Source organism: Actinocorallia sp. API 0066 (assembly GCF_020991275.1).
Classification (GTDB): domain Bacteria; phylum Actinomycetota; class Actinomycetes; order Streptosporangiales; family Streptosporangiaceae; genus Actinocorallia.
Window position 1 is genome coordinate 138,678 of the sequence record NZ_JAJLQY010000009.1, and the last position, 26,875, is coordinate 165,552.

The window sequence follows — 26,875 nt, forward strand, 5'->3', positions numbered from 1 at the left end:
GTCGGGCGATCAAGACCGAAGTCGCCTCCTTGACCCGGGCCTGGTCCCGGCAGACTCACCAGGGGTGTGGGGGAGGGCTCATTAATGCTTTGCGCCGGGGGGTTGGGGGGCGCTTATCCTTGGCGGTTGTGAGTGGTGTGTTCGTTTCTGCCGGTGAGCTGCGTCGACGTCTGGGCGGGGTGATGGTGCGGGATGCCGTGCGGTTGGGGCGGCGGTGGGAGGGGACGCGGAAGATCAGGGACGAGGGGCGGCGGGCGAAGGTCCAGGGGGAGGTGCTGCGGCAGCTTGAGGCGGCTGAGCTGAAGGTCGCCACCAGGGCTGCGGCGGTGCCGGAGCTCAGGTATCCGGAGCAGTTGCCGGTCAGCCAGAAGAAGGACGACATCGCGGCGGCGATCAGGGACCACCAGGTCGTCATCGTGGCGGGCGAGACGGGCTCGGGGAAGACGACGCAGCTACCGAAGATCTGCCTGGAGCTGGGCCGGGGCGTCAAGGGGCTGATCGGGCACACGCAGCCCAGAAGGCTCGCGGCCCGGACGGTCGCGGAGCGGATCGCCGAAGAGCTGGACACCCCGTTCGGCGGCGTCGTCGGCTACAAGGTCAGGTTCACCGACCACTCCAGCGACGACACGCTCGTCCGCCTCATGACGGACGGCATCCTGCTCGCCGAACTCCAGCACGACCGCGCACTGGAGGGCTACGACACGCTGATCATCGACGAGGCGCACGAGCGCAGCCTGAACATCGACTTCATCCTCGGCTACGTCAAGCAGCTCCTCCCGAGGCGCCCGGATCTCAAGGTGGTCATCACCTCCGCGACGATCGACCCCGAGCGGTTCTCCCGGCACTTCGACGACGCCCCGATCATCGAGGTGTCCGGGCGGACGTACCCCGTCGAGGTCCGCTACCGTCCGCCGGAGGACGACGTGGACCAGGCCGAGGCGATCTGCGACGCCGTGGACGAGCTCAGCCTTGAGGCTCCGGGCGACATCCTGGTGTTCCTGTCCGGTGAGCGGGAGATCCGGGACGCCGCCGACGCCCTCGCGAAGAAGCAGTACCGCAACACCGAGATCCTGCCGCTGTACGCGCGGCTGTCGAACGCCGAGCAGCACCGGGTGTTCCAGCCGCACCGGGGCCGCCGGATCGTGCTGGCCACGAACGTCGCGGAGACGTCCCTGACCGTTCCGGGCATCAAGTACGTGATCGACCCGGGCACGGCGCGGATCTCCCGCTACAGCACGCGGTTGAAGGTGCAGCGGCTGCCTATCGAGGCCGTCTCGCAGGCGAGCGCGAACCAGCGCAAGGGCCGCTGCGGCCGCACCTCGGACGGCATCTGCGTCCGCCTGTACGACGAGGACGACTTCGTCTCGCGGCCGGAGTTCACCGACCCGGAGATCCTGCGCACCAACCTGGCGTCGGTCATCCTCCAGATGACGAGCCTGGGCCTGGGCGACGTGGCGAAGTTCCCGTTCATCGACCCGCCGGACCGCCGCGCCGTCAAGGACGGCTTCGACCTGCTGCACGAGCTGCACGCGCTGGACGGCGAGCGCACCCTCACCGAGATCGGCCGCAAGCTGGCCCGCCTGCCGGTGGACCCCAGGATGGGCCGGATGATCCTGGAGGCGGACGCCAACGGCTGCGTCAACGAGGTCATGGTCATCGCGGCGGCCCTCTCGATCCAGGATCCGCGTGAGCGCCCGTCGGACAAACAGCAGGCGGCCGACGAGAGGCACGCCAGGTTCAAGGACCCGACGAGCGACTTCGCGGCCTACCTGAACCTGTGGAACCACGTGCGGGAGCAGCAGCGGGAGCTTTCGGGCAGCCAGTTCCGGCGCGGCCTGAAGAACGACTTCCTGCACTATCTGCGCATCCGTGAGTGGCAGGACCTCGTGGGCCAGCTCAAGCAGGTCGGCCGGGATCTGGGCATCACCGCCAACACAACACCGGGCGACCCGTACAAGATCCATGTGTCGCTTCTGTCCGGCCTGCTCTCGCACATCGGCCTCTATGACGCCGAGAAGCGCGACTATTCAGGCGCGAGAGGGGCGAGGTTCGCGATCTTCCCCGGCTCGGGCCTGTTCAAGAAGAACCCCCGCTGGGTGGTCTCGGCCGAGCTGGTCGAGACGTCGCGGCTGTGGGCCCGCGTCAACGCCAAGATAGAGCCGGACTGGGTGGAGCCGCTCGCCCAGCACCTGGTGAAGCGCTCCTACAGCGAGCCGCACTGGGAGAAGAACCAGGCGGCCGTGATGGCGTTGGAGAAGGTGACGCTTTACGGCGTCCCGCTGGTGACGAACCGCAAGGTCAACTACGGGCGGATCGACCCGGAGCTGTCCCGCGACCTGTTCATCAGGCACGCCCTGGTCGAGGGCGACTGGGAGACCCACCACCGCTTCTTCCACGCCAACCGCAAGCTCCTCGCGGAGGTCGGCGAACTGGAGGAGCGGGCCCGCCGCCGCGACATCGTGGTGGACGACGAGACCCTCGTCGACTTCTACGACCAGCGCGTCCCGGCCGACGTCGTCTCCGGCGCCCACTTCGACGCCTGGTGGAAGACGGAGCAGCGGGTCCAGCCGGATCTGCTCGCCTTCGAGAAGTCCATGCTGGTGCACGAGACGGCCGCCGAGGTCACCGAGCAGGACTACCCCGACACGTGGCGGCAGGGCGACCTGACGTTCAAGCTCACCTACCAGTTCGAGCCCGGCGCCGACGCGGACGGCGTCACCGCGCACATCCCGCTGCACCTGCTCAACCAGGTGTCCGAGGACGGTTTTGACTGGATGGTCCCCGGCCTGCGCCAGGATCTCGTGACGGCCCTGATCCGGGCGCTGCCGAAGCAGACCCGCGTCAACTTTGTCCCGGCGCCCGACTTCGCCCGCCGTGTCCTGGAACGGCTCGTCCCCTATCAGGGCTCCCTCGTGGACGCCCTGAGCGCGGAACTCAAGGCGATGACGGGCGTCACGGTCGCCTCCGAGTCGTGGCAGCCCGGCCAGATATCCGACCACCTCCGGATGACCTTCCGCGTCATCGACAAACGCCGCAAACGCCTCGCCGAAGGCAAGGATCTCGCCAAGCTCAAACGCGACCTCGCCCCCCGCCAGCAGCAGACCCTCGCGAGGTCGTCCGGCATCGAGCGCACCGGCCTCACCACCTGGGACTTCCCGGAGCTGCCCCGCCTCCACGAACAGGGCAGGCTCCGGGCCTACCCCGCCCTGGTCGACCAGGGCGAAACGGTGGCGATCCGGACGTTCGGCACCGAGGACGAGCAGCGGGCCGCGATGTGGCCCGGCGTCCGCCGGATGCTCCTGCTCAACGCCCCCTCCCCGGCCAAACACCTGCAGAATGGGCTGACGAACCAGGCGAAACTCACCCTCGCGCACACCCCGCACGGGTCCGTCGCGAAGCTGTTCGCCGACGTCACCGATGCGGCCGCCGACAAGCTGATGGCCGACCACGGCGGCGTCCCCTGGACCGAGGACGGCTACCGGAAGCTGTACGACGCCGTCCGGGCCGATCTCGCCGACACCGCCGCCCAGATCCTCGGCTGGACCGAACGGGTCCTCGGCTCCCACCAGGCCGTCCAGCGCAGGCTCAAGACCACGAACAGCCTCGTGCTGGTGCCGTCGCTCACCGACGTCAGGGCCCAGCTGGACGAGCTGGTGCATCCCGGGTTCGTCACCGAGACGGGCCTGGCCCGGCTGCCGGACCTGCTGCGCTACCTGCGGGCGATCGAGCACCGGCTGGAGCGGCTGCCCGAGAACCCCAACCGCGACAGGCTCCTGATGGCCCAGGTGGCGGGGGTGCGCGGCGACTGGGAGCGGGCCGGCCGCCCCGCCGACGTGCGCTGGATGATCGAGGAGTACCGGGTCAGCCTGTTCGCGCAGTCGCTCGGCACCAGGTACCCGGTCTCCGACAAACGGATCAGGAAGGCGATTACCGAAGCGCGCCCCCGGTAATGACACTTGCATGTCGGGGGACGAAGCGCTGGTCGACGCCGCACGGGCGGGAAAGCTCGACCGGGTGAGCGAGCTGCTCGCCGAGGGCGTGCCGCCCGACCTGCCCGATTCCGAGGGCACCACGGCGCTGTACGCGGCGGCGGTCGCCGGGCACGGCGAGGCGGTCCGGGCGCTGCTGGAGGCAGGCGCCGACCCGAACCGGGCGAGCCTGGGCGACAGCGACGGCCTGCCGCTGTGCGGGGCCGCCTGCTGGGGCCACGACCAGACGGTCGCCGCGCTGCTGGAGGGCGGAGCCGAGCCCGACCGCACCGAGTCGTTCGACTGGACGCCGCTGAAGTGGGCGGCGACGGGCGGGCACACCGCCGTGGTGTCGCTGCTGCTCCGGCACGGCGCCGACCCGAACGTCGCGACCCGCACCCCGCCGCTGCACCTGGCCGCCGAACGCGGGGCCGTGGACGTCGTCAGGCTGCTGCTCGGCCACGGCGCCGACCCGGCCGCCACGGACGCCGAGGGCCGCACCGCCCTGGATCTGGCGCTGCGCTGGACGGGCGTGGACATCGAGGCCGAGCTGCGCCGCCGCCAGCGGGAGACGTTCGACGAGCCGGGCCACGAGGTCGTCGTCACCCGCACCGAGCAGGACGACGAGACGGAGCTGATCAGCGTGGCGGCCGGGCGCCGGGGCGAGTTCGACGGCGCCGAGTGCGAGCTCCAGACGGGCCACGGCGCGATCGCCACGATCCTGGAGCAGCGGATGGGCATCAGGACTCCGGTGGACGAGCTGGTCCGCCGCGCGATGGAGTTCCGCTATCTGCGTCCGACGGCCGCCGAGTCCCGCAGGCATCCGACGGAGCGTCCCGGCTGGGCCGAGACGGTCCGGGTGCTGCGTGAGCGCGACGACGCCGAGGCGCTCGACCAGGCGCTCGCGCTGGCCAACGATCCCGATCCGCTGCACCGCACGCTCGGCGTGGGGGTGCTGGCCGATCCGGCGCACCGGAGCCGGGCGCTGCCGCTGCTGCGCCGGATGGCCCGTGAGGAGGCCGATCCGGTGCTGCTCAGGGCGGTCGTGCTGGCGCTCAGCGACCACGGCGACGTCGTCGCGCTGCCCGAGCTGCTCGGGCACGCCCGGCACCCCGACCACCGGGTCCGTGACGCCGTCGGCTACGCGCTCACCCGGGTGCTGCCGCCTGAGGACCCGATGGAGACGGCCGAGCTGATCCGGCTCACCGAGGACGACCACGAGTACGTGCGCGACTGGGCCACGATGTCGCTCGGCCTGCTGGAGGCCGACGGGCCGGAGATCCGCGACGCGCTGGCCCGCAGGCTGGCGGACCCGTCCCTGGTCGTGCTGGCCGAGGCGGCGCGCGGCCTGGCCGAGCGCGGCGACCCCAGGGCCAAGGCGGGCATCCGCAGGCTGCTCACCGACCCGAACCTCGACAACTACACGCTCGACGTCGCGCTGGAGTCGGCGGCCCGGCTCGGCGATCGGGAGCTGCACGCCGACGTGCTGCGCTGCCGCCCGCTCGCCGAGTCGCACAAGCTGCACGGGGTCTGGCGGGAGGCGTTCCTCGCCACCTCGGGGTGACGTTTCGGGCACGGCTGCTTAACGCGAACCGCCCGGCGCTCTGCGTCGTGTGACACTACTCGCGGATCACCGATGAAGATAGATTGAACGTTCATCCTCCGTTGTCGCACTCCGTGCGTCGCATGTCCCCCCTCCCGGAGCCCTCAGGTGTCGCCCGTGTCCGACCTCCCGCCCCCGACGCCGACGCCGGACCGCCTGGTCGGACGAGCCGAGACCCTCGCCGCCTTCGCCGAGATCCTCGCCCGGCCGGACTTCTCCTTCCTGTCGCTGGTCGGTGAGCCGGGCGTCGGCAAGTCCCGGCTGCTCGCCGAACTGGCCGCCGCCGCGCGCGGCAAAGGCCGGCTCACCCTGTGGGGCCGCGCCGCCGAGTTCGACGAGGAGATGCCCTACGGGGCCGTCGTGGACGCGCTGGACGACCACCTGGAGTCGTCTCCGGAGGTGCCGCGCAGGCTCGGTCCCGGCGCCGTCCGGCTGCTCGGCACCGTCTTCCCGGCGCTGGAGGACGCGGCGGCGGGCGAGGCGACGGGCGCGCCGGGCCGCTACCGGCTGCACAAGGCGGTCCGGCAGCTTCTGGACGAGCTGGCCCGCGACGACGGCCTCGTGCTCATCCTGGACGACCTGCACTGGGCCGACCACGCGACGGTCGAACTCCTCGACCACCTCGTCCGGCACCCGCCGCGCGGCCGGGTCCTCGTCGCGATCGCCTACCGGCCCGTCCAGGCGATGCCGAGGCTGGGCGCGCTGGCCGAGGCGGGTGAACAGGTGACCGTCGGGCCGCTCAGCCTGGAGGAGGCCGCCCAGTTGCTCGGCGGCGACCCTTCGGCCGAGCGTTGCCGCCGCCTGTATGACGCGAGCGGAGGCAACCCCTTCTACCTGGACGCCCTCGCGCGCGGCGAACGGGCGCAGGAGGACGCCGACGAGGCCGACGAGCTGCCTCGGGCCGTGCGGGCGGCGCTGCTGCTTGAGGTGAGCCGCCTCTCGGCGGGGGCGCAGGTCGCCGCCCAGGGCGCCGCCGTCGCGGCCGACGAGTTCGACCCGGTGCTCGTCGCCGTCGCCGCCGACATCAGCGAGGAGTTCGCCCTGTCGGCGATCGACGAGCTCGTCGCGCGGGACGTGGTGCGGCCTTCGGCGCCCGGCCGGTTCCGGTTCCGGCACCCGCTCGTCAGGCAGGCCGTCTACCTCCAGGCCGCCGCGGGCTGGCGCCTGGCCGCGCACGGCAGGGTCGCCGCCCACCTGACGGCGCTGGGCGCGCCCGCGAGCGTCCGGGCCCGGCACGTAGAACGTTCCGCGCGGTTCGGCGACCAGACGGCGATCGACGTGCTCGTCGCGGCCGCCCGCGCCGCCGCCGGGCCCGCCCCGGCCACCGCGGTGCACCGGCTGCGCGCCGCGCTGCGGCTGATGCCGCCGAGTGAGCCGCGCCGGTTCGGGCTGCTCGTGGAGCTGGTCCGGGCGCAGCTGTCCAGCGGCAGGCTGGAGGACGCCCGGCGCACCGCGATCGAGGTGCTCGGCCTGCTGCCCGAGGACGACCAGATCATGCGGGCCATCGCCGTCCGCGCGCTGGCCCTGGTGGAACGCCAGCTCGACCGGCCGCAGCAGGCGCGCGCGGTGCTGCTCGCCGAGCTGAAGCGGCTGCCGGTGCGGCAGTCGGCGATCGCGATACCGCTGCGGCTGCGCCTGGTGGCCGAGAGCCTTTTGCGCAACGACAGCAGGGCCGCCCAGGCCGTTCTCGACCTCATCCCCGACATCAGCCGCGACTGGCCGCCCGGCCTCGACGTCGCGGTCGCCGCGCTGCGGGGGCTGCCCGCGCACGCGGCGGGCCGGACGGGCGAGGCGTACCGGTTCCTGGAGACGGCCGCGCAGCAGCTCGCGCTGACCCCCGACGAGCACCTCGTCGACTGGATGGACATCCTCACCTGGCTCGGCTGGACCGAGGTGCTCATCGGACGGCCCGACCGCTCCGTCCGGCACTTCACCCGGCTCGTCGCGATCGCCAGGCCGCACGAGATGGGCTACGTCGTCTCGAACATGCTCGCCGGGCAGGCCCGCGCGTCGGCGATGGCGGGCGCGCTCGGCGCCGCCTCCGCCGCCGCCGAGGAGGCGGCCGACCTCGCCCGGATGATCGGCTCCGGCATGCAGCTCGTGTTCGCGCAGACGCAGGGCTGCCTAGCCGCCGCCTGGGCGGGCGACACAGCGCGCGCGCTGGCCTGCGCCGAAGAAGCGCGCGCGACGGGCACCGGCGAGGGCGAGGTGTGGGGCTCGATGTCCCGGCACGCGCACGGCGTGGCGCTGCTCGCCGACGGACGGCCGGAGGAGGGCGTCCGCGAGCTGCGGGCCGCCTGCCGCGACTTCGACGACCCCGTGCTCGACCCGGCGACGCTGCTGTCGTGCGCCGAACTGCTCGCGGGCGCCGAGGCGGCGCGCGGCGATCTGGGCGAGGCGCGGCGCTGGGCAGGGCTCGCGGCGGGCTCGCTCCAGGAGGAGTGGGAGTTCGGCGCCGGGCTCGCGGAACTCGCCGGGGCGCACGCCGAGCTGTCGGCGTCACGGGCGCGGCGGGCCGCGGAGCTGCTGGACGGGCATCCGATCGAGCGGGGCAGGGCGCGGCTCACCGCCGGCGTCCTTGAGGCGGACCGGGAGACGGCGCTGGCCGACCTGTCCGTCGCCGCGTCGCTGTTCGCGGAGCACGGGGCCGAGGGGCTGCACGCCCAGGCCGTCCGGGAGCAGCGGGCGCGGGGGGTGCGGGTGCCGGTCGCGCGGGCCAAGGGGCGCGGCGGCCCCGGCGGGCTGTCGCGGCGCGAGCTCGAGGTCGCGCTGCTCGTCGCCGAGGACTACACGAACCAGCAGATCGCGGACAAGCTCGTGATCAGTGTGCGGACCGTCGAGACGCACCTGTCGAACATCTTCAGCAAGCTGGAGGTCGCCTCGCGGGTGGGGGTGGCCGGCGCGGTCCGTGGTCTCGGGGATCCGGGCACGGACGGACGCGAGGCTACGGGTTCCGTCTCGGGGTGACCCGTACCGCACACCTACGGGGGAACCTCCGTGTTTCCCACGATGTCCGATAAGTGGGGCTTGCGGGAGAGTTGGTGTCGGCGGGACACCGCCGCGGCGCCGCGGAAGGGCAAGGAAGATGACCGACAGGATTCCCAGGTTCACCCTCAAAGGGGTGACCGGCACGGAGATGTCGGAGCGACTGTTCGCCACCGAGGACGGGCTCGGGCTCAGCCTGACCCGCTTCCACCGGGCGGACTGCGACGACGTCGTGCTCCTGATCCACGGGCTCACCCTGTCGCGGGACATGTTCATCATGCCCGAGCACACCAACCTGGTGACCCACCTGCTCGACCACGGGTTCACCGACGTGTGGACGCTCGACTACCGGATGAGCAACCGGTTCCCCTACGACATGGAGACCCACCGGTTCACCCTCGACGACGTCGCCGCCTACGACCACCCGGCCGCCCTCGAAGCGCTCCGGGAGGTCGTCGGAGACCGCAGGATCCACGTCATCGCGCACTGCCTCGGCTCGGTGACGTTCATGGCGAGCCTCTTCGGCGGACTCGTCGACGGGATCAGCAGCGTCGTCGCCAACAGCGTCTCGCTGCACCCGCGCGTCTCCAGGTGGGCGTCGCTGAAACTGCGGTTCGGGCCCGCGCTCGCCGAGTACGGGCTCGGCATGCCGGTCCTCGACCCCAGGTTCGGGGACGCGCCCTGGTTCACCCGGCGCAAGATCTTCTCCCGGGTGGTCTCGCTGTTCCATCCCGAATGCCGGGACTCCGCGTGCCACATGCTCAGCTTCATGTGGGGCGACGGCAAACCCGCGATGTTCTCCCACGAGACGCTGCACGAGGTCACGCACGCGCGGATGGCCGACCTGTGCGGGGCCAGCGGCGTCCACTACTACCGGCACGTCCACAAGATGATCGACGCCGGACACATCGTGCCGTTCTCCGCCGAGGAGACCCGCCTCCCCGACGTCACGGCCGACCTCGCGTCGGTCCAGACCCCGATCCTGTTCCTGGCCGGGACGGAGAACCACGTCTTCACCGACTCCAACATCGTCACCCACGCCGCCCTGGAACAGGCGGCACCCGGCAGGCACGAACTGGAGCTGCTCCCCGGTTACGGCCACGTCGATCCGTTCGTCGGGAAGAAGGCGCATGAGGACGTCTTCCCGCGCATCGTCGAGTTCCTCAAGAAAAAGGCGGTCTGAACCGATGTCCGGGGTGGTGGAGACGGTCGACGCCGTCGTCATCGGGTCAGGGTTCGGCGGATCCGTCGCCGCGCTCCGGCTCGCCGAAGCGGGACAGACGACCGTCGTGCTGGAACGCGGGCGGCCCTACGCGCCGGGCGACTTCCCGCGCACCCCCGCCGACCTCGGCCGGGCCTTCTGGGACCCGGACGAGAACCTCTACGGGATGTTCGACGTCTGGCGCTTCAAAGGATTCGACGCGGTCGTCTCCTCGGGGCTGGGCGGCGGCTCCCTCATCTACGCGAACGTGCTCCTGCGCAAGGACGAGAAGTGGTTCGTCCACGAGCAGCGGCTGCCGGGGGGCGGCTACGAGCACTGGCCCGTGACGCGGAAGGAGCTCGACCCGTACTACCAACTGGCCGAGGACACCATCGGCGTCGAACCGTACCCGGTGCAGCACCCGCCGTACGCCCAGACCCCCAAGACCCTCGCGATGCAGGACGCGGCAGCCGAGCTGGGGCTCGACTGGTTCCGTCCGCCGCTCGCCGTCAGCTTCGGCACGCACACAGGGGCCGTGCCGGAGCCCGGGAAGCCCATCGCGGACCGGGGGTACCCCAACCTGCACGGGGTGCAACGGCGCACCTGCAGGCTGAGCGGCGAGTGCGACATCGGCTGCAACGCCGGCGCCAAGAACACCCTCGACCACACCTACCTGTCGGCGGCGGCCCATCGGGGGGCGGACCTGCGGACGCTGCACGAGGCGCTCCGGATCAGGCGCCGCGACGGCGGGGGCTACCTCGTCGACTACCGGCGGCACGATCCGGCGACCGGCGGGACGGCGACCGGGACGCTGGGCTGCGCCCGGCTCGTCCTGGCCGCCGGCACGTTCGGGACCACACGGCTGCTGCTGCGCTCGAAGCTGCCGGGCATCAGCTCCGCGCTCGGCACGCGGCTGTGTGGGAACGGCGACCTGCTCACGTTCCTCACCGGCGTCAAGAACAGCGCCCGCACCGGGCCGCTCGACGTCGCCAAGGGGCCGGTGATCACCAGCGCGATCCGGCTGCCCGACCAGCTCGACGGCATCGGCACCGAACGCGGCGCCTACATCGAGGAAGGCGGCTACCCGGGGTTCGTCGACTGGATGACGGCGGGGCTCGACGTGCCCGGCCAGATCACGCGCGCCGTCCGGCTGCTGTGGGACAGGTTCACCGACTTCCTGTCCGGCGAGCGCGACACCAACCTCTCGGCCGAGATCTCCGAGCTGCTCACCGGCAAGTCCGTCTCGGCGCACGCGCTGCCGCTGCTCGGCATGGGCCGCGACATCCCCGACGGGGTGCTGCGCCTGGACCGCGACGGACGGCTCACCGCCGACTGGACCGTCGAGACCAGCCGCGCCTACTTCGAACGGGTCCGCGCCACCATGCGGCGGATCGGCGACGTGCTCGGCGCGGACTACGCCGACAGTCCGCTCTGGCTGCGCAAACGCGTCGTCAGCGTGCACCCGCTCGGCGGCGCGCCGCTGGGCCGCCACCCCGGCGAGGGCGTGTGCGACCCGTTCGGCGAGGTCTTCGGGCTGCCCGGAATGTACATCGCGGACGGGTCCGCGATGCCGGGTCCGGTGGGGGCGAACCCGTCACTGACCATCGCGGCGCTCGCGGAGCGGATGAGCCGCCAGATGCTCCACGGGGACGTCGAGAGCCTGGCGGGCGCCGGGACGGGGGCGGGGGCGGCCGGGGGGGCCGCCACGCCGCCTCGTCCGCGCGGGGCGACGGGCCTGTCGTTCACCGAGGAGATGAAGGGCGGCTACGTCGCGGGGGCGACCGAGCCGCACGGCGGGGAGGCGGGCGAGCGGCTGTCGTTCCGCCTGACCATCACCGCCGACGACGTCGAACGCTTCCTGCGCGACCCGGCGCGGCTGGCCCGCGCCGAGGGCTGGATCGAGGCGGCGTCCTTCGGCGGCCGCCGCCGCGTCGAACACGGCTCCTTCAACCTTTTTGTCACCCCCGGTGGTGACGCCGACCGCCGCGAGATGCGCTACCTCCTGCACTTCACCGACGTGCACGGCGCCCCCCGCACCCTCGCGGGCTGGAAGGACATCCAGGTCGGCCCCCCCACCCACATCTGGCCCGACACCACAACCCTCTACTACCGCGTCCTGGACGGCCACGTCCCCGCCCCGGACCCCGACCACCCGGCCCCCACCTCCGTCCTGGGCGCCGGCACCCTCCACATCCGCCTCGCCGACTTCCTGGAACAACTCACCACCTTCCGCACCGACGGCCCCGACGACCTCAAAGCCCTCACCCGCTTCGGCCGCTTCTTCCTCGGCGAACTCTGGGACGTCTACGGCCCCACCAACCACACCCCCGCCTAACCCCGTCCCGGCCGGCTCGGCTGGTCACTCGTAGTGCGTGCGACAGGCGATGATCTGGACGGTGTCAGCCTGCACGGCGTAGACGACGCGGTGTTCCGCGGTGATGCGACGTGACCAGAAGCCCGCCAGGTTCTGCCGGAGCGGCTCGGGCTTGCCGATGCCTTCGTAGCCGTTGCGGCAGATGTCTTCGATGAGCCGGTTCAGTCGCCTGAGAGTGGCACGGTCGTTCCGCTGCCACCAGAGATAGTCGTCCCAGGCTTCGGGCGTGAAAAGGATCTTCACTCGGCGTCCTGGTCCTCTTCCTCAAGGAGTTCGTGCGGCTCGACCTGCCCTACGCGCAGGCTCTGGATGGAAGCCGCGAGGTGTCGGGCGTTGGCGGGGACGCCGAGGAGGAACGCGGTCTCCTTCAACGATTCGTATTCGCGCAGGCTGATCACAACAGCCGGTTCGCGGCCCGCCCGGGTCACCACGATCTCGTCAAGATCCTCGGTGACACGGTCCAGGGCGGCCGCCAGGTTCGAGCGGAACTCGCTCGCGGACATCGGGTGCATCTGTCCCCCTCTTTTCCACAAAGCGTACGTGATCACGTACATAGGACGCAAGCTCCGGACGAACAGCGACGGCCGGTGGGACGGGACGCGGGGGTGTCAGGGTTTTCTGGCGAGGCCGCAGGCGGCGTCGACGTTCTGGGGGGTGCCGACCTCGGTGGGGTTGGGGCGCCATTGGGAGGTGGACACGACGCCGGGGTCGAGGAGTTGGAGTCCGTCGAGGAAGCCGGCCAGTTCGTCGGGGGTGCGGGCCACGTACGGGGTGGAGCCCTGTTCGATGGCGATGCGGATGGCTTCTTCGCGGCCTTCCTTGTCCAGGACGCCGGTGCCGTCGTTGAGCGCCACGAAGCTGCCCGACGGCAGCGCGTCCACCAGGGTCCGGACGATCTCGGCGGCCTCGGCGTCGTCGATCACGTTCCCCAGGATCCCGAAGAGGATGAGGCCGATCGGCCGCGTGAAGTCCAGGGTCTTCGCGGCGGCTTCGAGGATGCGGGCCGGGTCGCGGACGTCGCATTCGAGGTAGGCGGTCCGCCCCTCGTCGGTTCCGGTGAGCAGGGCTCGGGCGTGCACCAGCACCAGGGGATCGTGGTCGACGTAGACGACCCGGCATTCGGGCGCGACCCGCTGGGCGACCTCATGGGTGTTGTCATGGGTCGGCAGGCCCGTGCCGATGTCGAGGAACTGCCGGATGCCCTCCTGCCCGGCGAGGTGCGCCACCATGCGCCCCAGGCACGCCCGCGACTGCCGGGCCACGTCCCGGATACCGGGGAACTCGTTGATGATCTGGTCGCCGACGATCTTGTCGATCGCGTAGTAGTCCCGGCCCCCCAGCCAGTAGTTCCACATCCGCGCCGAATGCGGCACCGACTCGTCAATCCTCGCCCCGGCGTCCACCGCAGCGGACACCTCCTCATCACGGCCAGCAGACATAAAGCGCCATCCCTCCCAGAACACCCAAAACAAAACCCAACAAAGATCACCTTGCAGCCGTCCGCCGCCCCACGCAAGCGGTTCACCCCATCCCGCACCTGAACCCGAGAGCCCGTCAAGTGGCTGGAGGGGTTGGGGTTGGGGGTTGTTGGTTAGGAGGGGAGGTGGCGGGTGGTGAAGTGGGGGAGGGCGGTGGGGAGGGGGAGGGTGCCGGAGGCTATGGCGAGGTAGAGGGATTCGGGGGTGCTGTGGCCTAGGGAGCGGGCTATCGCCAGGGAGTCGCCGGCGGTTTCGGCGGTTAGGAGGTCGATGCCTTGGGTGGCTAGGGCCTTGCGGAGGGCTTCTCGGCCGGTGAGGGCGGCTTCGTCGGTGGCCTGGGCGTCCAGGAAGCGTTGGATGTGGACTCGGGCCTGGGCGGTGCGGGCGAAGGAGAGCCAGTCGGGGCCCGGACAGGCGTCGGGGGCGGTGAGGACCTCGACGACGTTGCCCAGGCGGACCTCGGCGGAGAGGGGGGCGAGTCTGCCGTTGATGAGGGCGCCGATGCTGTGCTCGCCCGTCTCGGGATCGAGGGCGTAGGCGTAGTCCAAAGCCGTCGAACGCGGGGGGAGTGGGACGATCATCCCTTCGGGGGTGAAGACCGGCATGTTGCCTTCGGCGAGGTCGGTGCGCAGGCCGTCCAGGAAGGTCGCGGACGGGGCGTCGGACTGCCAGGCGAGTAGCCGGGCCAGCCACGCTAGGTCGCGGCGGCCCGCGAACTCGCCCACCGGGGCCTCGCCCTTGTCGCCCTGCCTGATGTGCGCGATCACCCCGTACTCGGCGACCTCGTGCATCTGCCGGGTCCTGATCATGACGTCCAGCATGTCGCCCTCGGGGCCGATCAGCACCGTGTGCAGCGCCCGGTACAGGTTGAACCGGGGGATCGCTATGTAGTCCTTCACCCTTCCGGTGATCGGGTGCAGCGCCGCGTGGACGGCGCCCAGAGCGACGTAGCAGTCCTGCTCCGAGCCGTCCACGAGGACGAGGAACCGGATGACCTCGCTGGTGCGCAGGCCGTCCAGGTCGCCGGGCAGGGTGCGGTGCACGCTGTACAGGTGGCGCGGGCGCAGCTCGACCTTTGCGCGCACCCCGTGCTCGGCCAGCGCGGCGCGCATCATCTCGGCGGCGGGCCCCAGCTCTGCTTCGACGCGCGGAAGCACCTCGGCCACCTTCGCCTGCGTCTCGGTGAACGCGTCGGGGTCGAGGGTGGCGAACGCGAGGTCGTCCATCTCGCGTTTGAGGACGTGCAGGCCGAGCCGGTCGGCGAACGGGATGAGCAGGTCGAGCGTCGCGCGGGCGATCCGCTCGCGCTTGTGCGGCGGCTGCGCGCCCAGCGTCCGCAGGTTGTGCAGGCGGTCGGCGAGCTTGATGATGAGGACCCGCAGGTCGGCGGCGGCGGCCAGCACGATCTTGCGGAACGTCTCGGCCTCGGCGGTCTCCTTGCCCCAGCGGGCGCCGTCGAGCTTCGTCACGCCGTCCACGATGACGGCGACCTCGTCGCCGAAGTCCACGCGGACCTCGCCCAGCGTGTAGGCGGTGTCCTCGACGGTGTCGTGCAGCAGCGCGGCGACGAGGCAGGTGCGGTCCATGCCGAGCCCGGCCAGGATCGTCGCCACCGCCAACGGATGGGTGATGTACGGATTGCCGGACTTGCGCATCTGGCCGCGGTGCATCCGCTCCGCCACCTCGTACGCCCGGCGCAGCTCCGCCGGATCCGACGCCGGATGCGCCGCGCGGAACGCCGCGACGAGCGGCTCCACCGCGTCCACGGGGCCGGATCCGGCCCGTCCCGGCGGGCGCGGCACCCGCGCCCACGTCCGCCAACCCGCCGCCGCGCGGCGTCCCGTCAAAGGCCAGCTCGTCGTCAACCTACCGCCCGGAACATGATCAGTGACCGAATGTAGCTGCCATTATGGGGGTGCGCGGGCGGCTGTCCAGGGCGGACCGGCCGGTAGGTTCCCGGTCCGGGCCGCACCGCGCGGGCATTCGTCACTCCGTGTGCCCGGAGTCTGATTTAACGTTTCCGACATCACGATGTGATAATCGACACCCGATCGTCTGCTACGGCAGAATCGACGCAGGTCAAAGATGTCCGAGTCCGGTCCTTGAAATCGGGTCGTGATTCACCGTGAAATACTGATGTGGTGTTTCCCTCCCCGAAAAAGATCCGGAACGCGGCCGCGCTCACCGCGCACCGACTCGCGCACGGGGCCGTCGCCGACCTCACGCCCACCCCCGCCGACCCGCTCGGCACCGGCCTGATCCGGTACCGCCCGGCCGGCTCGGTGATCGCCACCGGGCCGCCCGTCCTGCTCGTCCCGCCGCCCGTCCCCGGCGCCTCGACCGCCTTCGACCTCCGCCGCGACGGAAGCCTCGCCGCCCACCTCGTCGGCACCGGAAGGCGCGTCTACCTGCTGGACTTCTGCGCCGGAGACAGGGAGCAGAGCCTCACCGCGTGGGTCGGCGAGACGCTCCCGGACGCCGTCCGCCGGGTCAGCCTCGACGCGGGGGAGCGGCCCGTCCAGCTCGTCGGCTGGTCCCTCGGCGGGGCGCTCGCACTGCTCGCCGCGGCCGCCGACCCGGGGCTCCCGGTGGCCTCCGTCGCCACCCTCGCCACCCCCGCCGACCCCGCCGCGGCACCCCCCGGAAGCGCGCTCGGCCCCCTCGACACACTCACCGGCGGCGCCGATCCGGTATTGCTCGGCGCGTTCGGGAGAATTTCTCCGCCGCTCGCCCGGCGCGGATATGAGATGCTCGGAATCGACACTTGTCTGAGGCGTCCGATAACACTTCTCGCACATCTCGCCGACCCCGACTTCCTGGCCGACCGGGAGGCCGTCGACGCGTTCACCCACGATCTGGGCGAGCCGGGACGCGCCGCCGCCCGCGCCTACGAGCGGTTCTACCGGCGCGGGGATCTCGCGTCGGGCGAACCCAGGGTCGGGGGGAAGCCGGTGCCGCTCTCACGGATCCGGATACCCGTGCTCGTGGTGGCCGGGCGGGACGACGCGTTGGCGCCGTTGCGGGCGGTTTACCCGTTGACGCGGCTGCTGACGGGAACCCGCGAGGTCCGGTTCACCACCGCCGCCGGGGGGCACCTGGGGGCGCTGACGGCCCGGACGGCGCGACGGACTACCTGGACGCGGCTCGGGGCTTGGCTCGACGAGGCGACGCTGCAGCACGGGATGCGGCCCACGCGGAAGGACAGGGACACGGCGCTGCACCGGAGGTGAGGGCGCGCTGTCGCCCCGGGGAGAGCGGGTACGCCTTGAGTTCTGACACCGGGCTGCCGGCCACCTGTGACGCCTGTGCGGGGCGCTCTGATCTGAGCGGCCTGGCACGGGCCGTCAAAAGGGCGGCGCGGCGGCCGGGGTCAGTCGTCGGTGTTCTGCGGCGGGGTCGGCTTGCGCGGGGTGATCCGGATACGGCCCGAATCCAGGTCGGGACGGACGTTGCGGGGGGCGTCGCCCGCCTGCTCGTGGTCGTCCACCCGGCGCAGCTTCTCCGCCTCCTGCTCCTGCAGCTGGATCTTCTTCGCGCCGCTGAACGCCGCGTGCAGATCCTCGAAGATCCCGGCGCCGAACCCGGCCCCGGCCTCGCCGTCGCCGCGCAACGACTGCATCAGGCCCCCGCCGCCGGTGCCCTCACGGGCCCACTCAGGCACCGCCATCTTGGCCTCGAGCTTGGCCTTGCGGGCCATCTCCTCGGCCTTCTTCGACCGCTTGCGGCGGCGGAAAGGTGACTTCACAGACTCTCCAACGATTGCGCGGCCGAGTTTGATCCCCTTGATCGCGTGCGGCCGCCCACCGCACGCTAGCGCCCCGGCCTCGGATCCAGGAAGACCGGTGCGAAACCACGATAACCTTTCGGACGTGCGTCTCTCCGAACTGATCCAGGAGATCGAGGGCCGATACGACCCGTCCTGGGCGGAGTCCTGGGACGCGGTGGGGCTCGTGTGCGGTGATCCCGAGGCCGAGGTCGCCTCGGTGCTCCTCGCCGTCGATCCCGTCGCCGCCGTGATCGACGAGGCGCTCGCCGAGGGCGTCCAACTCGTGATCACCCACCATCCGCTCCTGCTGCGCGGCATCAACGGGGTACCGGCGAGCACGCCCAAGGGCCGCACCGTGCACCGGCTGATCCGCGCCGGCACCGCCCTGTACACCGCGCACACCAACGCCGACGTCGCCGACCCGGGCGTGTCGGACGCGCTGGCGCGGGCCGTCGGCGTCGTCGGCGCGCTGCGGCCGCTGGAGCCGTCCCCCGCCGACCCCCGGCGCGGCCACGGCCGGATCGGCGAACTGCCCGAGCCGCTTCCGCTGCGCGAGTTCACCGCGCGGGCCGCCGCCGCCCTGCCCCGGACGGCCTGGGGCGTGCGCGCCGCGGGCGACCCCGAGCAGACCGTGCGCACCGTCGCCGTCTGCGGCGGAGCGGGCGACTCGCTGATCGAGACCGCACGGCGCGCCGGAGCCGACGTCTATCTCACGTCGGACCTACGCCACCACCCCGTCTCCGAATCCCTGGAGACGAGCCCCATGGCGCTCGTGGACGCCGCCCACTGGGCCACCGAATGGCCCTGGCTGGCCGACCTCGCCGCCCTCCTCAGCCCACACGTCAAGACCCGGGTGTCCACGCTCGTCACCGACGCGTGGACCCACGCCGCCGAAGGAGTCCAGTGAAAGCCGCACCCCGAGACCAGCTGCGCCTGCTCGACCTGCAGGAACTGGACACCAGCCTCAACCGCCTCGCCCACCGGCGGCGCACCCTCCCCGAACTGGCCGAACTCGCCGCCCTCGAAGGCAGGATCGGCGAACTGCGCGACAAGCTCGTCCGCGCCCGCACCGACCTCGCCGACCTCGACCGCGAGCAGGCCAAGGCCGAGCAGGACGTCGACCAGGTCCGCGCGCGCGCGGACCGCGACCGCAAGCGGCTCGACTCCGGCCTGGTCACCTCCGCCAAGGACCTCTCCAGCCTCCAGTCCGAGATCACCTCGCTCGAACGCAGGCAGAGCGACCTGGAGGAGGTCGTCCTGGAGATCATGGAACGGCGTGAGGAGGCGGAGGCGCGCGTCACCGCCGTCGAGGCCGAGCAGCGTGAGCTGGACGTCACCCTCACCGACCTGAACGAGCGCAAGGCCAAGGCCGAGCAGGAGATCTCCGGCCAGTCCGGGCTCACCACCGACGCGCGCAAGGGCGTCGCCGCCGACATCCCCGGCGACCTCCTCGCCCTGTACGAGAAGCTCCGCGAGCAGTTCGACGGCGTCGCGGCCGCCGCGCTCACCCGCGGCCAGTGCCAGGGCTGCCGCCTCGCCCTCAACACCTCCGACCTGAACCGGATCAGGGCCGCCGCGGCCGACGACATCGTCCGCTGCGAGGAGTGCCGCCGCATCCTCGTCCGCACCCCCGAGTCCGGGCTGTGAGCCGCAAACTCGTCGTCGAGGCCGACGGCGGGTCGCGCGGCAACCCCGGGCCCGCCGGGTACGGCGCCGCCGTCGTGGACGCGCTGACGGGCGAGGTGCTCGCCGAGGCGGCCGAGGCCATCGGACGGGCCACCAACAACGTCGCCGAGTACCGGGGGCTCATCGCGGGCCTGCGGGCCGCCGCCACCGTCGATCCGGGGGCGCGGGTCGAGGTGCGGATGGACTCCAAGCTCGTCGTCGAGCAGATGTCGGGACGCTGGCAGATCAAGCACCCCGACATGAAGCCGCTCGCCCTGGAGGCGCGCGATGCCGCGTCCGGCTTCTCGGCCGTCGTCTACACGTGGGTGCCGCGCGCGCGCAACACCCGCGCGGACGCGCTCGCCAACGCGGCGATGGACGCGGCGGCCCGGGGGGAGACGTGGTCGCCCTCCCCTCCCGTCGCCGCCCCTGAGCCCGCTCCGGCGCCGCCCAAGGGCGGCTGGCTGCCTCCGTCCACCGAACCGACCCGCACCCTCCTGCTCCGGCACGGGCAGACGCCCCTGTCGGTGGAGCGGCGCTTCGCGGGCGTCGGCGACATCCCCCTGACGGACGTGGGACGCGCCCAGGCCGAGGCCGCCGCCCGTCACCTGGAGCCTGCGGGGATCGACGTCATCGTGGCGTCCCCCCTGCGGCGGGCCCAGGACACGGCGAAGGCCGTCGCGGCCGTCACGGGCGCGGAGATCCGCACCGAGGAGGGGTTCCGCGAGACGGACTTCGGCGCCTGGGAGGGCCACTCCTTCGCCGAGGTCGCCGAGCGCTGGCCGGACGACCTCGCGGCGTGGCTCTCGGACTCCGGGCACGCCCCGCCGGGCGGTGAGAGCTTCACAGCGGTCGCGAAACGGGTCGCGACGGCCCGGGACAAGGTCCTCGTGCGCTACCGCCGCCAGACGGTCCTCGTCGTCTCCCACGTGACGCCGATCAAGACCCTGGTGCAGCTCGCGCTCGAAGCACCCGACACCATCCTCTACCGGGTCCATCTGGACACGGCGTCGCTGTGCACCGTCGACTGGTACGACGACGGGCCCGCCGTCGTACGGTCGTTGAACGAGACGCACTACTTGACGTGATACGGGAGGATGGGGCCATGGTGAGCATGACGTTCGACGCCGGGCGGGACATGGACCCGGTCGCCACGGTGACACTGCGGTCCGAGGCTTGGGAGATCAACATCCGCGCGATCCCCGCCGAATTCGCCAGGCTGGCCGCCATTCGCGACACCGACTGGGAGACCTCCGGCTCCATCGGCGCCGGCACCTGCGCGGGCGCCCCCGCCTTCTGGGTCCACCACCAGGGCAACGCCGTCATCCTCGTGGGCCAGGACGACGAGACCTGGGACTTCGCCGTCACCATCCCCCTCTCCCTCACCGACGAGATAGCCCAGGCCGCCTCCACCGCCGTCCCCGCCTGACCCACCCACCCCACACCCGTGGGGTCCCACTTCCCGGACCTTCGTTGTGCGCGCACTCGGAGGTATCCAGAGTTCTCACTCTCGGCAGGACGGGTCGCCGGGCCCGAGACCCGTCCCTGAGGCGAGTGGGCGGGTCTCAGCGGCTGCGGACTATTTCGAAAACGATCTTGATCGTGGTCCAGATGGTGAGTTTGATCAGTTCGATGGCGATCTGCAGACGCAGCATGATGCTCCGGTCGCTGCGGTTGTTCTTCGGTTCCGGCTGGGTCATTGTGTCGGCTCCTCGTAAACTGTTCCGGCGGTGCCCTGTGGGCGTTGGCAATGTTTCCTTGCAGTCTTGGCGGCCAAGTGGACGTCCTACAGAGCCGAGCGCTAGATCCCTCCGACATCACGTCTGCGCAGAGGGTTTGTGATGCGGATGTAGGACGCTTTCGGACGCGTGCTTGCATGCCTGTCTACACTCGTAGGACATCGTCGGACACGGACGGACGACTTGATGCACGCTGCCGACCCGCCCCATACCAGTGATCTTGAACTTGCCAGTGTTAGCTCGGTGGAAGAGTTGGCGAGGGTGCTTCGGGTCCTGCGTATTCGCGCAGGAAAAGTACCGCTTCGAAGACTGGAAGTGGCGACGAAGTTCAAGAGAGTTCCTCTTTCCAGATCTACTCTTTCGGACATGTTGGCTGGCCGAAGACTGCCAAGTAAAGCAATCGTGCTCGCCTTCGTTGAAGAATGCGGGATTTCCGGAGTGGGCCTTGTTGAGTGGCGCTTGGCATGGGAACGCGCTGCCTCCGCAGCCGAATTTCCGGCCGTAGCCAATATTGAGACTTCCGGGATGGGCGTGGTGACGGCTCCGCTGGTCACTTATGAAAGTTTTGGCCTCGTTGGCATGGAGGTCAGGGGCTCCGAATTCCATTCTGTGCCTCCCGGAAGATTCATCCGAGAGGCGTCCAGCGAGGTGGTGATCTCTGGAGTCACGGCGAAAAGTACACTCACGCTATTGGCGAGAGATCTCGATCATATTCTTTCGCGAGGAGTATGCGTCGGTGTTCTCATTCTTCATCCGCGTTCAGACGACGTCGCTCGCCTTCGGCAGCAGGAACTCATCGACGTCGGTGCCGAGCTCGAAGAGGTGGAGGCTCTGTTGAGGGGCAAGTACACGGTGTCGTACGGTAGCTCCTTCTATTACCGATTCTTGAGGAATATACCGCCCTTTACGGCCATAATGCGGGATGGTGCCCTCCTGACGAGGGCGACCGGTGTGGCAGAGGATGGGGCTTCGTTGATCCGTGTGCAACCCCGTTCCGCCCATCACAGCCAGCACCGCGGAGTTGTGTTCACCTTCCGGTCGGGTCATGCGGATGCCGCCTCCGCCTTCAACTTCTTTGCTGATGATCTTCGACTGCAATGGGAACAGGGATTGAGGCCGTAGTGTTTCTGGATGGGGTCGCCGACGATGTCGGGTAATATGCTAGACGGGGAGGTGGTCAGTTTTTATGCGGGAAAGCGGGTACTGATCACTGGGCATACGGGCTTCAAGGGGTCATGGCTGTACGTGATCCTCGAATCCATCGGTTGTGATGTGTATGGAATCGCTCTCCCGCCGACGACGAGGCCAAGCCACTTTCTAGAGATGGGTATCGACCAAAAACCGGGAAGCTTCATCGGCAATGTCCTCGACTATCCCATGCTGGTGGAACTTATCGATTCGGTCAGGCCGCAGGTAGTGTTTCATCTGGCTGCTCAGGCATTGGTTCGAGAGGCGCAGGATCTTCCCAGAGAGACTTTTGAGACGAATGTCATGGGCACCGTGAATATTTTGGAGGCCGCGCGAAGGTCGGATTCGGTGGAAGCCATTATTTGTGTAACTAGTGACAAGAGTTATGCCCCAGGTAGCTCCGTGAAGACGGAGGAAAGCAGACTCGGTGGAGGGGATCCGCTTACTGGTTCCAAGGCTGCTGCAGAGATGGTCATATCCTCCTATCAGGTTGCGTCGCCTTCCTTCTGGGGTCGGAATAATTCCCGCCATGCACTCATGGGCGTCGCGTCGGCCCGGGCTGGTAATTCAATCGGAGGAGGAGATTGGACTCCGGGACGCCTTCTCCCGGATATTGCTGTCGCATTGGTAAGTGCTGGCAGTCTACCGCTCAGGTCTCCACGCGCAGTAAGGCCGTGGCAGCATGTGCTTGATCCGCTTTTCGGCTATCTCCGGCTTGGTGTTCACCTTGCCCGAGAGCCAGAGCGCTATAGTGGTCCGTTCAATTTCGGCCCCGAGGCCCGCGATGCGCTGACAGTCGACGGAATAGTAAATGAGGCATTTTCGGTCTGGGGAAGAGAAGTTCCTGTGTATCCTGTCGATGTAGACTTCACTGAAGACGCCATCCTGCTCATAGACTCTTCGCGGGCCAGGCAAGAACTTGGATGGTCTCCCCATTGGAACGCGTCTGAGGCGGTCGAGCGAACCGTGGATTGGTATCGGCGTTTCTATTCTGGAACACCCGCCAGAGAGCTCACTCTGGCGCAAATAGCGGATTACCTCGGTTCGATTCGGTAGAGTGAGCCGTACCCCGTGCCTCCTGCATCGTGGGGTCTCGCGCCCTTTCCGCAGCTCTCTCGAAATTCCCGCCTCGTGCAGGCAACCTCCTGCCTTCCCGTGCGTCTCTGAGGCATGACCGCTGACACGGCGCCCCCGCGCCGCGTGGACGAGCGCACCTTCTCCGCGCTCTACCGAGACCACGCCCTGGGCCTCACCCGCCTCGCGTACCTGATGCTCGCCGACCGCGAAGCGGCCCAGGACGTCGTCCAGGAGGCGTTCCTCGGCCTCTACCGCCGCTGGCCGTCACTCCGCGACAAGGACAAGGCGCTCACCTACGCCCGCTCCGCCGTCCTCAACCGGTGCCGCTCCCTCCTGCGGGCCCGCCGGCTCCCCCTGCGGCGCACCCACGAGCCGCCCGCCTGGTCCGCCGAGTCCGAGGCACTCCTCAGTGAGGACCGCCGCCAGGTCCTCACCGCCCTGCACCGGCTGCCTCCCCGTCAGCGCGAAGCCCTCGTCCTGCGCTACTTCCTCGACCTCACCGAGGAGGAGACGGCGCAGGCCATGGGCGTCACCCGGGGCACCGCCAAGTCCACGGTCTCCCGCGCCCTCACCGCCCTCTCCCGTCACCTGGAGCCCTGAGATGACGCCCACCGAAAGCCGTCTCCGCGACGCCCTCGCCTCCGCCGCCCACGGCATCGACAAGGTCCCGGACTTCGCGATGCCCGCCCGTTCCCGCTTCTCGCGTCCCCTTGCGGCGGCCCTGGTCGCGGCTGCCACTGTCGGCGCGCTTACGTACCTCACCCAGGACCTCGACCCCCGTCCGGCTCCCGGGACGCAGGCGCTCACCCCCGCGCGGTCCGGCTACAACCTCACGGCCTACCTGTGCGTTCCTACGTCCGTCGAGCCGGGCTGCCACCGGCGCGCCGCCACGCCCGCCGACCACGAGGCCATCACGGCGACGCTTACGGATCACCCCGGTGTCGAGACCTTCACGTACGAGTCCCAGGAGGCCGTGTACGCGCGGTTCCGTGCGCTCTTCAAGGACACGCCGGGGCTTCTGCGGGGCGCCAAGCCCGGCGACGTCCCCGACTCGTATCGGATCCAGGCCAGGCAGGACGCTCTTCCGGACGTCAGAGCCGCCCTCGCCACGCTTCCCGGCATCGACACCGTCGTGGACGAGCCCGCCCGGCCCGGCGCCTGGCCGGGCGACGTCCCCTGAGCGTCCGGGACCCCACGGCTCCGCGCGCGTGGGGTCCCGGCCTCGCTCCGGTTCATTCGTGGAGGGAGACCCGGAAATAGCCGTAGATGCCCGCGATGACGGCTCCCGCGAACCACCCCGGGTCGCCGAACAGGACGATCGCGGCCAGCGCGATGCCCACCGGGATGAGGAAGTCCGCGACCGTCCGCAGGTAGATCGCGAGCCCGATCCCGCCGAACAGGAAGCCCACCACCGCCGCGACGTTCGCGCTCGCCCCGTACCGCGGCTCCGGCAGCGCCCGGATCAACCGCTCGATCCCACCGATCATCGCCCGTGCTCCTCGCTCTGTGACGCATCCCCGATCCGACGCGAAGAGCATCCGCCACCCTGACGCCGCAAACCCCCTCACACCAGGGAAACCGCCGCATCCCCCGGCGCCGTCGCGCGCTGACGACATGGGGTGCGCGCCAGACCGTCCCTCAGGCGTCTCCGGGCGCGGTTCAGCCGCCGGTCGCGGACAGGGCGGCCGGCGGCTTGGGGCAGTTGACTAAAGGACGCCCTTCTGGGTGCCCAGGGCGTGCCTGAGGGCGTCCGTGGCCAGGGTGATGGCGGCGGACGCGGCGTTGGTGGAGCGCACAGGGTTGAGCATCATGAAGTCGTGCAGGATGCCGTTGAACCTGACGCACGTCACCGGGACGCCGGCCTCGGTGAGCTTGCGCGCGTACGCCTCTCCCTCGTCCCGGAGCACGTCGTTCTCGTCGACGATGACGAGCGTCGGAGGCAGACCGGCCAGTTGCTCCACGGAGGCGCGCAGCGGTGAGACGGTGATCTCGTCGCGGAGCGCCTTGTCCGGGCAGTAGCAGTCCCAGAACCAGGCCATCGCCTTGGCGGTGAGGAACGGGCCGTCAGCGAACTCCCGGTAGCTGTCGGTGTTCTGGGCGGCGTCGGTGACGGGGTAGTACAGCGACTGGTGGACGAACGTCACGTCGCCGCGGTCCTTGGCGAGGATCGCGATCACCGCGGTCATGTCGCCGCCTACCGAGTCGCCCGCGATGGCCATGCGGGACGCGTCGATGCCCTCCTCCTGGCCGTGCTCGATGAGCCACCGGGCCGTCGCGTAGGACTGCTCGATCGCTGTCGGGTACTGCGCTTCCGGCGACCTGTCGTACTCGGGGAACGCGACGGCGCAGTGCGCGCCGACGGCGAGTTCGCGGACGAGCCGGTCGTGGGTGCCCGCGTTGCCCAGCACCCAGCCCCCGCCGTGCACGTACAGCAGCACGGGCAGCGATCCGCCCAGGCCGAACGGCTTGATGAGCCGGACCCTGACGTCGCCGACCGCGGTGGGCACCGTCACCCACTTCTCCTCGACCGGGAGCTTCTCGAACGGCGCGGCCTGGATGTCGTCGAGTACCTTGCGCGCCTTCTCCGGCCCCACCTCGTACAGGAACGGAGGCTTGGACGTGGCGTCCGCGAGCTCCTGCGCCGCGGGCTCCAGTACGTGCTTCGTCATCGTTCTCGCCTTCCCTTCGGAGTCTTTCCTGCTGTTCCTTAGGGGGTTTGTCGGTTGACGTTCGGATTCGAGCCATTCGGCGAGGGTGACCCCGCCCAGCTCGGGCCGCCCCTCGGGGACGAGACTGCGCTCCTGGAGCCGCGAGCCGAAGTACCGGGCCTCGGGGTCGGCGACGACCTCCCGGCGGTCGTCGCGCGCCCTGAGCGCCTTCCGGACCACCTCGTCGAACCGGAACCGCTCGGGCCCGGCGATCTCCACGTCCCCGTTCACCGGCGGCCCGAGCGCCGCCTCCGCGACGACGGCCGCCACGTCGTCCGCCGCGATCGGCTGGAACGCCACGGGCGGCACCCGCACCACACCGTCCTTCCCCTCCGCCGCGTCCGCGATCCCCCCGAGGAACTCGAAGAACTGCGTCGCACGCACGATCGTGTACGGCACTCCCGACGCCGCCACAAGATCCTCCTGCGCCCCCTTGGCCCGCAGATACCCGTTGTCCGGCAACCCCCGCCCCGTCCCCACCACCGACAACACCACGTGATGCCGCACCCCGACCTCTTCCTCCGCCTCCAACAGATTCCGAGTGGAAGCCGTGAAGAACCCCATGACCGCACCGTCCTCGAACGACGGCGAGTTACTCACGTCCACCACCACATCCGCCCCCCGCAACGCCCCCACAACCCCCGCCCCCGTCACGACATCCACCCCACTCCGCCGAGACGCCACCTCCACCTCACACCCCAACCCCTCAAGCCTCCCCACCACCTTCTTCCCGACGAGCCCAGCCCCGCCCACCACCACAACCTTCATGCCTCCCCCTCCCAAGCCTCGTCCCCTCACCCAACCCACGCTAGACACCCCCTCCCACCCCCACTCCCCCCAAACCGCAATAACTCCCCCAACCCTGGCAGCGGGCTTCCGGGGGAGAGCTGGGAGGGCGGACGAGGCGGCCTGTAAGCCGGGAACGGAGACCCCCAACCCCCTGACCAGCCAAAACACCCCCTGACCAGCCCGAACCCTCCTCTTCATTTCGGGCCAGTTCTCATCGTTTCCCGCCTCCTCGCACCCTCATGTGCACGAAATGTGCACTGATCTTGGTCGGTCGGCTCCCCGCGGTGGAATGCTGGTCGGGTCCCGACAACAGGCACCGCCGGGGTGCCCGAGG

At 70.3% G+C, this 26,875-nt stretch carries 22 protein-coding genes; 14 read left to right on the plus strand and 8 right to left on the minus strand.

Translation table 11 applies throughout. From position 1 onward, the window contains the following. The first annotated feature begins 137 nt into the window (after positions 1-137). The 5 genes from hrpA to LO762_RS22390 all read left to right on the plus strand — a co-directional run bounded on the left by hrpA (position 138) and on the right by LO762_RS22390 (position 12,092). A complete protein-coding gene (gene hrpA, locus LO762_RS22370; protein WP_374201590.1) occupies positions 138-3,950 on the plus strand; it encodes an ATP-dependent RNA helicase HrpA in 3,813 nt (1,270 codons plus the stop codon). A 10-nt stretch (positions 3,951-3,960) separates the two neighbouring features. Beyond that, a complete protein-coding gene (locus LO762_RS22375; RefSeq protein ID WP_230617818.1) occupies positions 3,961-5,532 on the plus strand; it encodes an ankyrin repeat domain-containing protein in 1,572 nt (523 codons plus the stop codon). Positions 5,533-5,688: 156 nt separating this feature from the next. Continuing rightward, positions 5,689-8,538 (plus strand): AAA family ATPase, encoded by a 2,850-nt coding sequence (locus LO762_RS22380; RefSeq protein ID WP_230617819.1) that lies wholly within the window; start codon positions 5,689-5,691, stop codon positions 8,536-8,538. A gap of 118 nt (positions 8,539-8,656) precedes the next feature. Further along, complete coding sequence (locus LO762_RS22385; protein WP_230617820.1) at positions 8,657-9,739, plus strand: alpha/beta fold hydrolase; 1,083 nt, start codon at positions 8,657-8,659, stop codon at positions 9,737-9,739. 4 nt (positions 9,740-9,743) lie between these two features. Then, positions 9,744-12,092, plus strand: coding sequence for a GMC oxidoreductase (locus LO762_RS22390; protein WP_230617821.1), 2,349 nt, complete (start codon positions 9,744-9,746; stop codon positions 12,090-12,092). A 24-nt stretch (positions 12,093-12,116) separates the two neighbouring features. Here the strand turns inward: LO762_RS22390 and LO762_RS22395 are convergent, their stop codons facing one another. The 4 genes from LO762_RS22395 to LO762_RS22410 form a co-directional block, all read right to left on the minus strand. Further along, positions 12,117-12,374 carry a Txe/YoeB family addiction module toxin gene (locus tag LO762_RS22395; RefSeq protein ID WP_230617822.1) on the minus strand — a complete coding sequence of 86 codons (258 nt, stop codon included), beginning with the start codon at positions 12,372-12,374 and terminating at the stop codon, positions 12,117-12,119. Continuing rightward, positions 12,371-12,643, minus strand: a complete 273-nt coding sequence (locus LO762_RS22400; RefSeq protein WP_230617823.1) for a type II toxin-antitoxin system Phd/YefM family antitoxin — start codon at positions 12,641-12,643, stop codon at positions 12,371-12,373. Before LO762_RS22400 ends, LO762_RS22395 begins: the two co-directional genes overlap by 4 nt. 96 nt (positions 12,644-12,739) lie before the next feature. Continuing rightward, positions 12,740-13,570, minus strand: coding sequence for an SAM-dependent methyltransferase (locus tag LO762_RS22405; protein WP_230617824.1), 831 nt, complete (start codon positions 13,568-13,570; stop codon positions 12,740-12,742). 152 nt (positions 13,571-13,722) lie between these two features. Next, positions 13,723-15,456, minus strand: a complete 1,734-nt coding sequence (locus LO762_RS22410; RefSeq protein WP_230617825.1) for a bifunctional (p)ppGpp synthetase/guanosine-3',5'-bis(diphosphate) 3'-pyrophosphohydrolase — start codon at positions 15,454-15,456, stop codon at positions 13,723-13,725. Between the two features lie 291 nt (positions 15,457-15,747). Here LO762_RS22410 and LO762_RS22415 point away from each other — a divergent pair, with 291 nt between their 5' ends. Further along, positions 15,748-16,839, plus strand: a complete 1,092-nt coding sequence (locus LO762_RS22415) for an alpha/beta hydrolase (protein WP_230617826.1) — start codon at positions 15,748-15,750, stop codon at positions 16,837-16,839. Positions 16,840-16,979: 140 nt separating this feature from the next. Here LO762_RS22415 and LO762_RS22420 read toward each other — a convergent pair whose 3' ends face one another. After that, the gene (locus LO762_RS22420) at positions 16,980-17,354 is read right to left on the minus strand and encodes a DUF6191 domain-containing protein (protein ID WP_230617827.1); all 375 of its coding nucleotides are present in this window, start codon (positions 17,352-17,354) and stop codon (positions 16,980-16,982) included. Positions 17,355-17,478: 124 nt separating this feature from the next. On the opposite strand from LO762_RS22420, the gene LO762_RS22425 reads away from it, so the two are divergent. The 4 genes from LO762_RS22425 to LO762_RS22440 are packed head-to-tail and all read left to right on the plus strand — an operon-like array spanning position 17,479 to position 20,469. After that, complete coding sequence (locus LO762_RS22425; protein WP_230617828.1) at positions 17,479-18,282, plus strand: Nif3-like dinuclear metal center hexameric protein; 804 nt, start codon at positions 17,479-17,481, stop codon at positions 18,280-18,282. Beyond that, complete coding sequence (locus tag LO762_RS22430) at positions 18,279-19,022, plus strand: zinc ribbon domain-containing protein (protein WP_230617829.1); 744 nt, start codon at positions 18,279-18,281, stop codon at positions 19,020-19,022. The genes LO762_RS22425 and LO762_RS22430 overlap by 4 nt, the downstream gene beginning before the upstream one ends. Continuing rightward, on the plus strand, positions 19,019-20,128 hold the full coding sequence (locus LO762_RS22435; protein WP_230617830.1) for a bifunctional RNase H/acid phosphatase: 1,110 nt from the start codon (positions 19,019-19,021) through the stop codon (positions 20,126-20,128). Before LO762_RS22430 ends, LO762_RS22435 begins: the two co-directional genes overlap by 4 nt. Positions 20,129-20,145: 17 nt before the next feature. Continuing rightward, complete coding sequence (locus LO762_RS22440) at positions 20,146-20,469, plus strand: hypothetical protein (protein ID WP_230617831.1); 324 nt, start codon at positions 20,146-20,148, stop codon at positions 20,467-20,469. Positions 20,470-20,605: 136 nt separating this feature from the next. Here the strand turns inward: LO762_RS22440 and LO762_RS32750 are convergent, their stop codons facing one another. Further along, on the minus strand, positions 20,606-20,740 hold the full coding sequence (locus LO762_RS32750; RefSeq protein WP_255687689.1) for a hypothetical protein: 135 nt from the start codon (positions 20,738-20,740) through the stop codon (positions 20,606-20,608). Positions 20,741-20,965: 225 nt separating this feature from the next. Between LO762_RS32750 and LO762_RS22445 the strand changes: the two genes are divergently transcribed. The 4 genes from LO762_RS22445 to LO762_RS22460 all read left to right on the plus strand — a co-directional run bounded on the left by LO762_RS22445 (position 20,966) and on the right by LO762_RS22460 (position 24,224). After that, positions 20,966-21,901 carry a helix-turn-helix transcriptional regulator gene (locus LO762_RS22445; RefSeq protein ID WP_230617832.1) on the plus strand — a complete coding sequence of 312 codons (936 nt, stop codon included), beginning with the start codon at positions 20,966-20,968 and terminating at the stop codon, positions 21,899-21,901. Between the two features lie 9 nt (positions 21,902-21,910). Further along, on the plus strand, positions 21,911-23,023 hold the full coding sequence (gene rfbG / locus LO762_RS22450; protein ID WP_230617833.1) for a CDP-glucose 4,6-dehydratase: 1,113 nt from the start codon (positions 21,911-21,913) through the stop codon (positions 23,021-23,023). Positions 23,024-23,137: 114 nt separating this feature from the next. Next, a complete protein-coding gene (locus tag LO762_RS22455) occupies positions 23,138-23,644 on the plus strand; it encodes an RNA polymerase sigma factor (RefSeq protein WP_230617834.1) in 507 nt (168 codons plus the stop codon). 1 nt (position 23,645) lies between these two features. After that, positions 23,646-24,224: a permease-like cell division protein FtsX gene (locus tag LO762_RS22460; RefSeq protein WP_230617835.1), complete on the plus strand. Its 579-nt coding sequence runs from the start codon at positions 23,646-23,648 to the stop codon at positions 24,222-24,224. A 52-nt stretch (positions 24,225-24,276) separates the two neighbouring features. Here LO762_RS22460 and LO762_RS22465 read toward each other — a convergent pair whose 3' ends face one another. Next, positions 24,277-24,531, minus strand: coding sequence for a hypothetical protein (locus LO762_RS22465; protein ID WP_230617836.1), 255 nt, complete (start codon positions 24,529-24,531; stop codon positions 24,277-24,279). Positions 24,532-24,750: 219 nt separating this feature from the next. Next, complete coding sequence (locus tag LO762_RS33625) at positions 24,751-26,739, minus strand: alpha/beta hydrolase fold domain-containing protein (RefSeq protein WP_374201587.1); 1,989 nt, start codon at positions 26,737-26,739, stop codon at positions 24,751-24,753. Positions 26,740-26,875: the final 136 nt, after the last annotated feature.